10 protein-coding genes are annotated in these 12,669 nt (G+C 71.7%); 7 read left to right on the top strand and 3 right to left on the bottom strand.

Going from position 1 to position 12,669, the window contains the following annotated elements; genetic code table 11:
- The first annotated feature begins 3 nt into the window (after positions 1-3).
- The 4 genes from DEW08_RS16370 to DEW08_RS16355 all read left to right on the top strand — a co-directional run bounded on the left by DEW08_RS16370 (position 4) and on the right by DEW08_RS16355 (position 5,151).
- On the top strand, positions 4-1,572 hold the full coding sequence (locus DEW08_RS16370) for a portal protein (protein WP_109328893.1): 1,569 nt from the start codon (positions 4-6) through the stop codon (positions 1,570-1,572).
- Positions 1,565-1,867 (top strand): Bbp19 family protein, encoded by a 303-nt coding sequence (locus DEW08_RS16365; protein ID WP_109329913.1) that lies wholly within the window; start codon positions 1,565-1,567, stop codon positions 1,865-1,867. The genes DEW08_RS16370 and DEW08_RS16365 overlap by 8 nt, the downstream gene beginning before the upstream one ends.
- A gap of 46 nt (positions 1,868-1,913) precedes the next feature.
- A complete protein-coding gene (locus DEW08_RS16360) occupies positions 1,914-2,651 on the top strand; it encodes a capsid assembly protein (protein WP_109328891.1) in 738 nt (245 codons plus the stop codon).
- A gap of 196 nt (positions 2,652-2,847) precedes the next feature.
- A complete protein-coding gene (locus DEW08_RS16355) occupies positions 2,848-5,151 on the top strand; it encodes a putative bifunctional diguanylate cyclase/phosphodiesterase (RefSeq protein WP_109328889.1) in 2,304 nt (767 codons plus the stop codon).
- 4 nt (positions 5,152-5,155) lie between these two features.
- On the opposite strand, the gene DEW08_RS16350 is transcribed toward DEW08_RS16355, so the two are convergent.
- Both DEW08_RS16350 and DEW08_RS16345 read right to left on the bottom strand, forming a co-directional pair.
- Positions 5,156-5,683, bottom strand: coding sequence for a metallophosphoesterase (locus tag DEW08_RS16350; RefSeq protein WP_109328887.1), 528 nt, complete (start codon positions 5,681-5,683; stop codon positions 5,156-5,158).
- 62 nt (positions 5,684-5,745) lie between these two features.
- Positions 5,746-6,006 (bottom strand): DUF4170 domain-containing protein, encoded by a 261-nt coding sequence (locus DEW08_RS16345; RefSeq protein WP_109328885.1) that lies wholly within the window; start codon positions 6,004-6,006, stop codon positions 5,746-5,748.
- 381 nt (positions 6,007-6,387) lie between these two features.
- Here DEW08_RS16345 and DEW08_RS16340 point away from each other — a divergent pair, with 381 nt between their 5' ends.
- The gene (locus DEW08_RS16340) at positions 6,388-7,593 is read left to right on the top strand and encodes an aspartate transaminase (protein ID WP_109328883.1); all 1,206 of its coding nucleotides are present in this window, start codon (positions 6,388-6,390) and stop codon (positions 7,591-7,593) included.
- 82 nt (positions 7,594-7,675) lie between these two features.
- Here the strand turns inward: DEW08_RS16340 and DEW08_RS16335 are convergent, their stop codons facing one another.
- Positions 7,676-9,715 carry an elongation factor G gene (locus DEW08_RS16335; RefSeq protein WP_109328881.1) on the bottom strand — a complete coding sequence of 680 codons (2,040 nt, stop codon included), beginning with the start codon at positions 9,713-9,715 and terminating at the stop codon, positions 7,676-7,678.
- Positions 9,716-10,353: 638 nt separating this feature from the next.
- Here DEW08_RS16335 and DEW08_RS16330 point away from each other — a divergent pair.
- Positions 10,354-10,818: a cache domain-containing protein gene (locus DEW08_RS16330; RefSeq protein ID WP_109328879.1), complete on the top strand. Its 465-nt coding sequence runs from the start codon at positions 10,354-10,356 to the stop codon at positions 10,816-10,818.
- A gap of 135 nt (positions 10,819-10,953) precedes the next feature.
- Positions 10,954-12,666: a methyl-accepting chemotaxis protein gene (locus DEW08_RS16325; RefSeq protein ID WP_109329911.1), complete on the top strand. Its 1,713-nt coding sequence runs from the start codon at positions 10,954-10,956 to the stop codon at positions 12,664-12,666.
- Positions 12,667-12,669: the final 3 nt, after the last annotated feature.

Raw genomic sequence — 12,669 nt, 5'->3', positions numbered from 1 at the left:
CCTATGGCCGATCCCATACAGGCCGCGCCGGCGGACAGGCGCGCCCCCCTGTCGGAGCCGCGGATCCTGCTCGACCGTTTCCAGGCGGCGCGCGACCGCCGCGCCGTCTGGGAGGCGCACTGGCAGGACTGCTACGACCACGCCCTGCCCAACGGCCGGCCCTTCCGCGGCGGCGGCACGCCGGGCGAGCGGCGCGTCGACCGGCTGTTCGACGGCACCGCCCCCGACGCGGTCGAACAGCTTGCCGCCAGCCTGCTGTCGCAGCTCACGCCGCCCTGGTCGCGCTGGTTCGGCTTCCAGCCCGGCCCGGCCCTGACCGACGGCGAGCGCGACCGGATCGCTCCGACGCTCGACCGGGCCGCCGCCGTCGTGCAGGCGCATTTCGACCGCTCCAACTTCGCGGTGGAGGTGCATCAGGCCTTCCTCGACCTCGTCACGGCGGGCACCGCCTCGCTGCTGATGGAGGAGGCGGCGCCCGGCGGCCCCAGCGGCCTGCGCTTCACCGCCGTGCCGCTGGCCGAGGTGGTGCTGGAGGAGGGGCCGGAGGGCCGGCTCGACGGCACCTTCCGCCGCAGCGAGGCGACGCTGGCCGAGATCCTCCGCCGCTTCCCCCGGGCGGAGCTTCCCGAGGAGGTGCGCATCCGCGGCACCGAGGAGCCGGAGGAGCGCTTCGTCCTGGTCGAGGCGGTGCTGCCGGACGGCACGGCTTACCGCTGGACGGTGGTGCTGGACAGCGGCCTCGCCGAGCCCTGCCGTCTGGCCGAAGGGCGCTTCGCCCAGTCTCCCTTCATCAACTTCCGCTGGCTGAAGGCGCCGGGCGAGGTCTATGGCCGCTCCCCGGTCATGAAGGCGCTGCCCGACATCAAGACCGCCAACAAGGTGGTGGAGCTGGTGCTGAAGAACGCCTCCATCGCCGTCACCGGCATCTGGCAGGCGGACGACGACGGGGTGCTGAACCCGGCGACGATCCGGCTGGTGCCGGGCACCATCATTCCCAAGGCGGTGGGGTCGGCCGGCCTGACGCCGCTCGCCAATCCCGGCCGGTTCGACGTCTCCCAGCTCGTGCTGGACGATCTGCGGGCGCGCATCCGCCATGCCCTGCTGGCCGACCGGCTGGCCCCGCTCGACTCGCCGCGGATGACCGCCACCGAGGTGATGGAGCGGGCGGGGGAGGTGGCCCGGCAGCTCGGCGCCACCTACGGCCGGCTGCAGGCGGAGCTGCTGACCCCGCTGCTGCTGCGCGCCGTCGCCATCCTGCGCCGCCGCGGCGAGATCCCGGACATCACGGTGGACGGGCGGCTGGTCGCGCTGCAGTACCGCTCCCCGCTCGCCCAGGCGCAGGCGCAGCGCGACGTGCAGGCGACGCTGCGCTGGCTCGACGGCGCCCGGCAGCTCGGCCCCGACGCGCTGGCGACGGTGGATGCCGCCGCCGCCGCCCGCTGGCTGGGCGAGGCCCTCGGCGTGCCCGCCCGGCTGATCCGCGCGGAGGGCGCCGCTCCCGCCACTGATCCGGCCGCTGCTCCGGCGAGTGATCCGGCCGCCGGGCCGGTGGCTGAGCCCGCCCATGGCTGAGCCCGCGACGAGCGCCGGTCCGGCCGGCTGGGCGTGGCTCGACCCCGCGCCGTTCTCCGCCCCCTCGGCCGATCCGCCGGCCACCTCGCCGGCCACCTCGCCAGAGGATCCCGCCCCGGCCTTCGCCCGCTGCTTCGCCGGGCCGGATGGCCGCCGCGTGCTGGCGGTGCTGCGCGCCATGACGATGGAGCGCGCGCTCGGCCCCGACGCGCCGGACGCCGCGCTGCGCCACCTGGAGGGCCAGCGCCAGCTCGTCGCCACCATCCTCGCCCTGGCCGCCCGCGGCGGCGCCTGACCTCACTCTTCCTTGCCCGCCCCCCTCCCGTTCCAAGGAGTATCCCATGGCCGAAAACCTGCTGACCTCGCCCGTGCCGGGCGCCGCCGCCCCGGCGGTGCCGGAGAAGTTCCGCGACCCGGAGACCGGCGGCATCCGCGTCGACGCCCTGCTGAAGTCCTACCTGGAGCTGGAGCGCCGCCTGTCGGCCCCGCCGGCGCCGGCCGCGGCGGTCCCGCCCGATCCCGCCGCCCCCGATCCGGAGATGCTGCGCCGGGCGGCCGGGGTGCCGGAGACGCCGGAGGGCTATTGCATCGCCTGCGACCATGGCCTGTTCGAGCCCGACCCGGAGATCAACGGCCGCCTGCATGCCGCCGGCTTCTCGCCGACGCAGGCGCAGCTCCTCTACGATCTGGCGGCCGAGCGCATGGTGCCGCTGATCCAGCAGGTCGCCGCCGAGTTCCAGGCGGAGCGCGAGGTCGAGCGTCTGGCCGCCCAGTTCGGCGGCGAGGAGCGCTGGCGGGAGGTGTCGCGCCAGATCCTGGCCTGGGCCGCGCGCACCCTGCCGCCGGCGGTGGTGGAGGGGCTGTCGACCACCTACGAGGGGGTGATGGCGCTGCACCGCATGATGACGGGGACGGAGCCGTCGGCGCTGGCGGTCCCGCCGGGCCGGGCGGGCGACGGCAGCGGCGAGTCGGAGCTGCGCGCCCTGATGCGCGACCCGCGCTACTGGCGCGACCGCGACCCCGCCGTCGTCTCCAAGGTGACCGAAGGCTTCCGGCGCCTCTACCCCGGCGGGCAGTGAGCGGCCGGAACCGCCCCTCCGCCGCGCCGCAGCGGGCGGAGGGGCGGTCCCGTTCCGGATAGCGGTCGTTCGCACCTGCGAATTATGCGCGTACGCAAAATTCAGATTGCACGTTTGAAATGAAAAAGCGACCCTGCGGTGCTTTTGGGGCAGGGCCGCGCGCATCCGCGGCCCGTTGGGGGAAACGCCGGGCCGAATGACTCTGCGCCGCAAGATCCGATGGCTGACCTGGATCGGCCTGATCTGCTGCCTGACGGCGGCGGTCCCGGCGCTGTACCTGCTCCGCCACGGCCTGATCGCCGAGCGGGAGCGGATGACGGCCGCCCTGGTCGACTCCGCCCAGGCGATGCTGCACGAGCTGCAGGTGGCGGTGGAGGCCGGCGCCGTCGCCGAGGAGGACGCCCGCTCCCAGGCCCGGCTGTCGCTGCGCGCCCTGGCCGGCGACCCCTTCCATGTCACGGTGTTCACGGACGGCCGCATCCCCCCCGGCTGGCCGCCCATCAGCAAGTCGGTGTCGAGCAGCACCCTGTTCGAGCCGTGGGGCTGGGCCATCGCCGCGGCGGGCGACGTCGAGGACATCGACCGGGCCTTCGCGGCGGAGGCGCTGGCCTTCATCCTGTTCCTCGCCGTGCTGCTGGTGCTGAGCTGGCCGGCCTCCGTCTTCCTGTCGCAGAATGTGCTGGGCCCGATCGAGGCGCTGTCGGCGCGCATGCGCGTGCTGACCGAGGGGCGCACCGACATCGACATTCCCGGCCAGGACCGCGCCGACGAGTTCGGCGCCATGGCCCGCGCCATGGAGTTCTTCCGCCAGGCGGCCCGCACCCTGATCGAGCGGGACGAGCGGCTGGCCGGCATCATGAACAATGTCAGCGAGGCGATCCTGCTGGTCGACCGGGACGGCCGGATCGAGGACTGCAACCCCGCCGCCGTCGCGCTGCTCGGCCTGCCGTCCGATGCGCTGCCCGGCCGCCGCCTGTCCGAGCTGTTCGCCGAGGGCGACCGCCCGCGGGTGGAGGCCCTGGTCGGCGTCGGGCAGGATGAGCCGAGGGCCGAGCGGGCGGAGGCGCTGGGCATCGACCGCGCCGCCGGCCGGGTCGAGGTGTCGCTGAGCGTCGCCCCCCTGACGGTCGGCGGCCGGCCGGGCTTCGTCTGCGCGCTGGCCGACATGACGCAGCGGCTGCGGCACGAGCGCGAGCTGCTGCGGCTCGCCACCCGCGACCGGCTGACCGGGCTGCCCAACCGGGCGCTGGTCGAATCCCTGCTGGAATCGGCGGTGGAGCGCTGCCGCCGCCATGGCCGCCGCTTTGCCGTGATGTGCCTCGACCTGTCGCGCTTCAAGCTGGTGACCGACACGCTGGGCCACCATGCCGGCGACGAGCTGCTGAAGGTGGTGGCGGCCCGCATCGTGGCGACCGTGCGGGCCAGCGACACGGTGGGCCGCATCGGCACCGACGACTTCGCGGTGATCGTCGAGGAGGTCGCCGACGCGGAGGAGGCCGCGGCGATCGCCCAGCGCATCCTGGCGGCCTTCGACGAGCCGGTGATGCTGCTGGACAACGAGCATTACGTCCGGCCCTCCGTCGGCATCGCGCTGTTCCCCGACCACACCGACGAGGCGCAGGAGCTTCTGCGCGCCGCCGACACGGCGCTCTACGCCGCCAAGCGGTCGGGCGGGCGGCGGCACGCCTTCTTCCACAAGGAGCTGGCGGAGCAGGCGCGGCGCCATCTGGCGCTCGACGGCGACCTGCGCTCGGCGCTCGCCAACCGGCAGTTCCGCCTGCACTACCAGCCCAAGGTGTCGCTGATCGACCTGTCGCTGGAGGGGTTCGAGGCCCTGCTGCGCTGGGAGGCGCCGGGCAAGGGCATGATCTCCCCCGGCGAGTTCATCCCGGTGGCCGAGGATACCGGCTTCATCGTGCCCCTCGGCGACTGGGTGCTGGACGAGGCCTGCCGGCAGCAGCGCGAATGGCTGGACGCCGGGATGAAGCCGGTGCCGGTCGCCGTCAACATCTCGCCCCGCCATCTGCGCCACCGCAGCGCCGAGGATTTCCGCCGCATCATCGACAGCCACGGCCTGCCGCCCGAGCTGATCGAGCTGGAGATCACCGAAGGGGCGGTGATGCAGGACCTCGACCATGCGCTGGCCGTGCTGGGCGCGCTGAAGGAGATGGGGATCCGCGTGGCGGTGGACGATTTCGGCACCGGCCATTCCTCGCTCAGCTACCTGAAGCGGCTGCCGGTCACCACGCTGAAGATCGACCGCTCCTTCATCGGCGGCATCCCGGAGGAGCGGGAGGACATCGGCATCGTCTCCACCATCATCGCGATGGCCGAGATCCTCGGGCTCGACGTGGTGGCGGAGGGGGTGGAGAAGAACGAGCAGGCCAATTTCCTGCGCCGCCACAACTGCACCCTGGTCCAGGGCTGGCTGACCGGCCGGCCGGTGGCGCCGGAGACCGCCGTCTCGCTGCTCGCCCGGCGGCTGCCCGAACACGCCTGACGGGTCAGGCCGCGGCGGGCTTCCGCGCGCCGCGCCGCGCCGTCTTCTCCCGGATCCGCGCCAGCGTGACCGGGCGGAACTCCCAGACATCGACGCCGACGTCGATCTGGCGCGGCAGGCCCTTGAGCTGGCCGTGGCTGTGGCCGTGCAGGTTGAGCGCGCCGCGGTACATGCCGTTCCAGGTGCGGAAGGCGTAGTGGCACAGGACCAGCGCCGTCTCCCCGACGACGATCTCGGCGTAATGCCCGACGCTGGCCCAGCCGGGCAGCCGCAGGGTGGCCGGGCCGTCGTTGTTGCCGGCGATCAGGTGCTTGGCGCCGTTCAGCCGGTCGAGCAGCGCCGCCATGCGGTCGGGCGGGGTGCGCGGCGCGAAGTCGCCGAGGTGCCAGACCTCGTCCTCCGGCCCGACCACGGCGTTCCAGTTGTCGATCATCGCGGCATCCATGGCCGCGACCGAGTCGAAGGGCCGGCGGAACCGCCCGATGGCGCCCGCATGGCCGAAATGGGTGTCGCTGGTGAAGAAGACCGTCATCGCCGGCCCTCAACGCGCCGCAGGCGGCGGGGGTTCCCACCGCCTGCCGGTCGCGCGATGGATCAGTGGGCGTGATCGTCGTCGTGCTTGTGCCCGCCGCCCGCCGCGGTCGGGTCGAGGAAGCGGTGCAGGTGGACGATGAAATAGCGGGTGTGGGCGTCGTCGATGGTGGCGCCGGTGGCGCCGCGCCACGCCTTGTAGGCATCCTCGTAGCTGGGGAAGATGCCGATGACGTGCAGCTTGGTCGGGTCGACGAACTCGTGCGAATCGGGGCGGGTCAGTTCGCCGCCGAAGACGAGGTGGAGGAGCTGGCGGTGGGGCATTTTCTTGCGGTCCTCTGGCTGATGCTGCCCATGGTCATATCCGCCGCCGCGGTGGCGCATCAAGCCTGTTGACAGGGATTCGCATTTTGCCGCGGCGGCAGGTCCCGCAAAGCCGCAAGAAGCCGTGGCTTCACCCTTTGCGTGCCCAAGAAGCCAGCGCTCTCAACGGACTGGCGCGACACTGTGGCAAAGTGGTCATACCGCGACTCGGAGAAAGCGCCATACGCGGCGGAATGGAGGACGGCCGGCCCTTGCCAGTCCTCCGGCGGGGAAGTAAGGTCCCGCGTCGCGCGCGTGTATTTCCCTAGCGCCGCATCATCCTCACGTCTCGGTCTCACCCGCCGTTCCGACGGCCAACCTGTTCCAGGGGGCTTGCCCGCCATGTCGATCATCGCGTCCCGTCTCTCGCGCATCAAGCCGTCGCCGACCATCGCCGTGACCAACAAAGCCCGCGAGCTGAAAGCGGCCGGTCGCGATGTCATCGGCCTGGGCGCCGGCGAGCCGGACTTCGACACCCCGGACAACATCAAGGCCGCCGCGATCAAGGCGATCGAGAGCGGCGACACCAAGTACACCGCCGTGGACGGCACGCCCGCGCTGAAGAAGGCGATCTGCGCCAAGTTCGAGCGCGAGAACGGCCTGAAGTACACGCCGGAGCAGATCACGGTCGGCGTCGGCGGCAAGCAGGTGCTGTACAACGCCCTGATGGCGACGCTGAACCCGGGTGACGAGGTCATCATCCCGGCCCCCTACTGGGTCAGCTATCCCGACATGGTGGAGCTGGCGGAAGGCACGCCGGTCTTCGTCTCCTGCCCGGCCGGGCAGGGCTTCAAGCTGCAGCCCGCCGACCTGGAGAAGGCGATCACGCCGAAGACCAAGTGGCTGATCCTGAACTCGCCCTCCAACCCCTCGGGCGCCGCCTACACCCGCGCCGAGATGAAGGCGCTGACCGACGTGCTGGTCCGCCACCCGCATGTCTGGGTGATGACCGACGACATGTACGAGCATCTGCTGTACGACGGCCTGGAGTTCGTCACCCCGGCGCAGGTCGAGCCGTCGCTCTACGACCGCACCCTGACGGTCAACGGCGTGTCGAAGTCCTATTCGATGACCGGCTGGCGCATCGGCTATGCCGGCGGCCCGAAGGAGCTGATCAAGGCGATCGGCGTGATCCAGAGCCAGTCGACCTCCAACCCGACCTCGATCAGCCAGGCCGCCGCCGTCGAGGCGCTGAACGGCCCGCAGGACTTCATCAAGGAGCGCGCCGAGGTGTTCCGCCAGCGCCGCGACCTCGTGGTGTCGATGCTGAACCAGGCCAAGGGGCTGAGCTGCCCGAAGCCGGAAGGCGCCTTCTACGTCTATCCGTCCTGCGCCGGCACCATCGGCAAGAAGACGCCCGAGGGCAAGGTGATCGAGACCGACGAGGATTTCGTCACCTACCTGCTGGAGTCCGAGGGCGTCGCGGTGGTCCAGGGCTCCGCCTTCGGCCTCGCCCCGCACTTCCGCATCTCCTACGCCACCTCGACCGAGGCGCTGGAGGAGGCCTGCAAGCGCATCCAGCGCGCCTGCGGCAACCTGCGCGACTGAGCGAAGCGCAAGGTTGAATGAACAGGAAAGGGCCGGGGCGAAAGCCTCCGGCCCTTTTCCGTTGGGCTTCCCGTCCCGGTGCCTACTGCGCCGCCAGCATCTCCTTGCGGATCTCCACGGCGCGGTCGGCGGCCTTGCCGGTGACCTCCTGCAGGCGGTCGAACTCCCAGGTGAAGGTGCCGACGCCGAGCGACAGCGAGCGCAGCTCGACGATCAGGTCGTGCATCTCCGCCTGCGGCAGATAGGCCTTCACCTCGTCCCAGCCCTGCCAGCCGGGGCGCGCGTCATAGCCCAGGATCTGGCCGCGCCGGCCGCTGATCAGCCGCTGCACCTTCGAGGTGAAGTCGCTGGGCACCGCGATGGCGACGGTCAGGATCGGTTCCAGCAGCACCGGGTCGCAGCCCGGCAGGGCCTCGCTCATCGCCTGGCGGGCGACGGTCTTGAAGGCCATTTCCGAGCTGTCCACCGCATGGTACTGGCCGCCGGTCAGCTTCACCGCGAAATCGACCACCGGGAAGCCCAGCGGCCCGCGCACCGCATACTCCTTCACGCCGGCCTCGACCGCCGGGATGAACTGGCGCGGCACCACGCCGCCGACCACCCCGTCCTCGAACTGGAAGCCGCTGCCGCGGGGAAGCGGGCGGACCTCCACATGGATGTCGGCGAACTGGCCGTGGCCGCCGGTCTGGCGCTTGTAGCGGGCGTGGTGCGCGGCGCCCCGGCGGATCGACTCCCGGTAGGGGACCTGCGGCGCGCTGCCCTTGACCGCGACGTTGTACTTGCTGCGCAGCCGGTCCATGGCGATCTGCAGGTGGATGTCGCCCTGGCCCCACAGCACCAGCTCGCCGGTGCCGGCGGACTGGTCCAGCCGCAGGGACGGGTCCTCCTCCAGCAGCTTCTGGATGGCCGCGGTCAGCTTCACCTCGTCGTTGCGGTTGGCGGCATGCAGGGCCAGCCCATAGACCGGGGCGGGCGGCGGCGGCCAGCTTTCCGGCCGGCCGAGATTGGCCTTGTCGGTGAGGAGGTCGCCGGTCGCCGCCTTCTCCAGCCGGCCGAGCGCCACCAGGTCGCCCGCCGCGGCGGAGGGCAGCTTGGCCTGGTCGTGGCCGGTGATGCGGAAGAGGCCGGACACCCGCTCGCCGCCCAGCGTCATGCCGTCGGTCACCGTGCCGCGCCAGATGCGCGCCACGCTCAGCTTGCCGACATGGGAACCGGTGAAGGTCTTCACCACCTGGGCGGCCACCGCGGCGTCGGCGGGGACGCCGGCCCGCGCCGCCGTCACCTCGACGTCCGGCGCCTCGTGCCGCAGGGCCTTCAGCAGGCGGCGGATGCCGTTGTCGTTCTCGGCCGAGCCGAAGAAGACCGGGACGATCAGATCCTCCGCCAGCTCGCGGGCGAGGCGCTCGTAGATCTCGCCGCTGTCCGGGGTGGCGTCCTCCAGCAGCTTTTCCAGCAGCGCGTCGTCGAAGTCGGCGACGGCCTCCAGCATCTCCTGCCGGGCCTCGCTCTCGCGCTCCTTCACCGGATCGGGGAGGGAGATCAGGTTGGAGGGCTTGTGCGGGTTGAAGCGGTAGGCGCGCTCGCTGACAAGGTCGACGAAGCCGGTGATGCCGTTGCCTTCGCGGATCGGCACCTCGCGCAGAACCAGCCGGCGGGTCGAGACGGCCTGATAGGCCGACACCACGTCGCGCACCCTGAGGTCGCCCAGCGTGTCGACCTTGTTGATGAACAGGATGTGCGGGATGCGGCGGTCGTCGAGGAACTTGAACAGCGGGGCCAGCAGCACGGCCTTCTCGGGTGCCGCCTCCGCCACCACGACGGCGACGTCGGCGGCGGCCAGCGCGCCCTGCGTCTCGCAGGCCAGCTCCACCGAGCCGGGGCAGTCCAGCACGGTCCAGCGCTCGCCCAGATACTCGAAGCAGGCGAGGTTCACCTCCACGCTCATCTGCCGGGCCTTCGCCTCGGGCGAATTGTCCCCCACGGTGTTGCCGTCGCGGACGCTGCCCTTGCGCGTGGTCGCCCCGGTCGCGAACAGCAGGCTTTCCAGCAGCGTCGTCTTGCCGCTGAGATAGGGACCGACCAGGGCGGCGCAGCGGGCCGTCCGGATTTGGGTATGGGGCATTCACAACCTCCCGTGTGACATTGGCCGCATGGCGTCGGCCGTATGACGCGTGTCGGGAGACCGCCGGGTTGGCGCTGGCGCGCCGGCCGCGCCGCGGCCTCTGCCGGGAGCCGGCTGCCCGTCGTCTCGGAGGGCCAGCGCTTGTAAGGACTGGCGCTCGCTGGACAGGCGGCCGGATCCCTGACGACGTTGTACCTGTTGAGAATTCTGGTCCCCGTCATGCTCCACCCGAAGCGGGGGCGCTGTCGATGGAAAAAAGGGGCGGCACGACGTCACGGTGCGGAGCGCCGCTGCGCCACCACCGGCGGAGGGTCGGGCCCGCCCCTCGCGAGGGCTTGCGGCGATTGGCCGCATGGCCGGCGGGCGGCGGCAAGCCCGGCGGCAAGCAGCCGGTAAGGCGCTCTTTTGCCGGAGCTTTTCTCATCCGACGCGAAATCGCCTCCCGGCCGCAGCTTCATTGCCATGCTGCAATGCGGAATGACCGCGCCGAAATGAAGCAGACAAAATCGTGCAACATCGCGGTAGTACGTAAGAAGGCGGCATCCCTCCCGGGGAGGCATCCGGAAGGGCCAAGAACGACAATCATCGGGCCTGCGCCGGCCGCGCGGCGGGCCCCGGTCCAGTTTGGGGGAATGCGCATGCGCGTGCTGTTTCGTTATCTGATGGCCGGTCTCCTCGCCCTGTCCCTTGCCGGTGCGGCCACGGCCCAGGACGGGAAGCCGACCCAGGAGGACGCCAAGGCGATCACCCTGAAGGCCGCGGAGCTGATCGCCGCCAGGGGGCTGGACGAGGCCGCGAAGGTCTTCAACGCCGACGGCGAGTTCAAGTACGGCGAGATCTACGTCAACGTCATCGACTTCGCCGGCACCTGGAAGGTCTATCCGCCGCGTCCCGCCGGCGTCGGGCAGAGCGTGATCAACGTCAAGGATCCCGACGGCAAGTATGTCGTGCAGGATGTGCTGGCCGTCGCCAAGGACAAGGGCGAGGGCTGGGTCGAATACCGCTGGCTGAACCCGGCCAGCAACAAGATCGAGCCGAAGGTCACCTACGTGAAGCGCGTTCCGGGCCAGGAACTCGTCGCCTACGTCGGCATCTACAAGTAATCCCGCGGACACCCGGCGGCGCCGGCCATTCCGGCCCGGCGCCGCCGCTTCCGGAAACGGGCCGGCCGGCCGCGGCGCCGTGGGGCGCCGTGGGGCGCCTGCCGCCTGCCCGGGACATCGAAAAAGGGGATGGTGATGAGCGGTGGGTTGCTTTCGCGCGTCGCGGGCACCTCGGTGGCGGCACGCGTCTTCATCGCGCCGATGGTCGGCATCCTGCTGACCGTCGCGGCACTGGTGCTGGCCGACCGGCAGGCGGAGGAATCGCTGGCCGCGGTCGACGGCATCCATCGCGCCGCCGCCGAGCGGCGCGAGCAGATCGACCGGCTGATCGCCACCAGCTACATGGTCCACAGCGACGTCTCCCGCCATCTGGCGCTCGCCGGCTCCGGCATCGAGGAGGCGAAGCTGCAGAAGATGCGCGACTCGATCGTCGCCAACCTCGCCAAGGAACGCGAGCTGATCGCCACCCTCAGCGCCCGCGCCGCCGACGATGGCGAGCGCACGTTGCTGGCCGAGGTCGGGGGCCGGGTCGCCGCCTACGCCAAGGCGGTGGACGGCATGAACGCCATGGCGGCCATCGACCGGCTGATCGGCATTCCGATGATGGCCCAGGTGGACGACGAGTTCGCCGCCCTGACCGCCCGCATCGATGCGGCGCGCGAGGCGATCACCAGGGCGGCCGCCCGCGCGATCCAGGAGACCGAGGCCGCCACCGACGCGGCGCGCGTCCGCTTCGCCCTGGTCATGGCGGCCTTCCTGGTCGCGATGATGGCCGGCGGCCTGCTGCTCGCCCGCAGCATCACCCGGCCGCTGCAGCGCCTGTCGTCCGCCACCACCGAGCTGGCCGACGGCAGGCTCGACGCCGAGATCCACGGCACCTGGATGAGGAACGAGATCGGGGCGATGGCCCGCGCGCTCCAGGTGTTCCAGACCAACGCCCGCGAGGTCGGGCGGCTGACCGCCGAGCAGGCCCGCCAGAAGGCGCAGGCGGAGGAGGAGAAGCGGCGCACCATCCACGAGCTGGCCGACCTGTTCGAGGCGCGCGTCTCGCAGGTGGTGCAGCAGGTGGGGGAGGGGGCGCAGCAGGTGCGGACCAACGCCGCCGGCATGCTGCGGCAGGCCAATGCCGCCAACGACCAGGCGGCGACCGTCGCCGCCGCCAGCCAGCAGGCGGGCATGAGCGTGCAGACCGCCGCCACCGCGGCGGAGGAGATGTCCGCCTCCATCGCCGAGATCGGCGTGCAGGTGCGCCGGTCCTTCGAGATGGTGCGCGGCGCGGTCCGCGCGGTGGAGGAGACCAACGGCCATGTCGTCGGCCTGTCGGACGCCGCCACCCGGATCGGCGAGATCGTCGGGCTGATCAACTCCATCGCCGCCCAGACCAACCTGCTGGCGCTCAACGCGACCATCGAGGCGGCGCGGGCCGGCGAGGCCGGCAAGGGCTTCGCGGTCGTCGCCAGCGAGGTCAAGAGCCTCGCCAACCAGACCGCCAAGGCGACCGAGGACATCACCGCCCAGATCGGCGCGATCCAGCAGGTGACCGGGGTCGCCGTCTCCTCGATCCGCGGCGTGGGGGAGACGGTGGTGTCGATCGACGAGATCGTCGGCTCCATCGCCACCTCCATGGAGCAGCAGGCGGCCGCCACCCAGGAGATCGCCCGCAACGTCCACGAGGCGGCGGCCGGCACCCAGGAGGTCTCGCACAACATCGCCGGCGTCTCCAGCACCGCCAACGCCACGGGCAGCGCGGCCGGCGCCGTCCTGCAGGCGGCCGAGCTGCTCGACGGTCAGGCGGCGGCGCTGAACCGCGAGGTGGCGTCCTTCATCGGCAGGCTCCGGCAGGCTTAAGCC

The organism is Azospirillum thermophilum, from assembly GCF_003130795.1.
Lineage (GTDB): Bacteria > Pseudomonadota > Alphaproteobacteria > Azospirillales > Azospirillaceae > Azospirillum > Azospirillum thermophilum.
This window is presented reverse-complemented; position numbering and strand designations above follow the sequence as displayed.

Bases quoted from the DNA above. Each gene is read 5' to 3' on its own strand.
- DEW08_RS16370 (WP_109328893.1), top strand. From the start codon at position 4: ATGGCCGATCCCATACAGGCCGCGCCGGCGGACAGGCGCGCCCCCCTG.
- DEW08_RS16365 (WP_109329913.1), top strand. From the start codon at position 1,565: ATGGCTGAGCCCGCGACGAGCGCCGGTCCGGCCGGCTGGGCGTGGCTC.
- DEW08_RS16360 (WP_109328891.1), top strand. From the start codon at position 1,914: ATGGCCGAAAACCTGCTGACCTCGCCCGTGCCGGGCGCCGCCGCCCCG.
- DEW08_RS16355 (WP_109328889.1), top strand. From the start codon at position 2,848: ATGACTCTGCGCCGCAAGATCCGATGGCTGACCTGGATCGGCCTGATC.
- DEW08_RS16350 (WP_109328887.1), bottom strand. From the start codon at position 5,683: ATGACGGTCTTCTTCACCAGCGACACCCATTTCGGCCATGCGGGCGCC.
- DEW08_RS16345 (WP_109328885.1), bottom strand. From the start codon at position 6,006: ATGCCCCACCGCCAGCTCCTCCACCTCGTCTTCGGCGGCGAACTGACC.
- DEW08_RS16340 (WP_109328883.1), top strand. From the start codon at position 6,388: ATGTCGATCATCGCGTCCCGTCTCTCGCGCATCAAGCCGTCGCCGACC.
- DEW08_RS16335 (WP_109328881.1), bottom strand. From the start codon at position 9,715: ATGCCCCATACCCAAATCCGGACGGCCCGCTGCGCCGCCCTGGTCGGT.
- DEW08_RS16330 (WP_109328879.1), top strand. From the start codon at position 10,354: ATGCGCGTGCTGTTTCGTTATCTGATGGCCGGTCTCCTCGCCCTGTCC.
- DEW08_RS16325 (WP_109329911.1), top strand. From the start codon at position 10,954: ATGAGCGGTGGGTTGCTTTCGCGCGTCGCGGGCACCTCGGTGGCGGCA.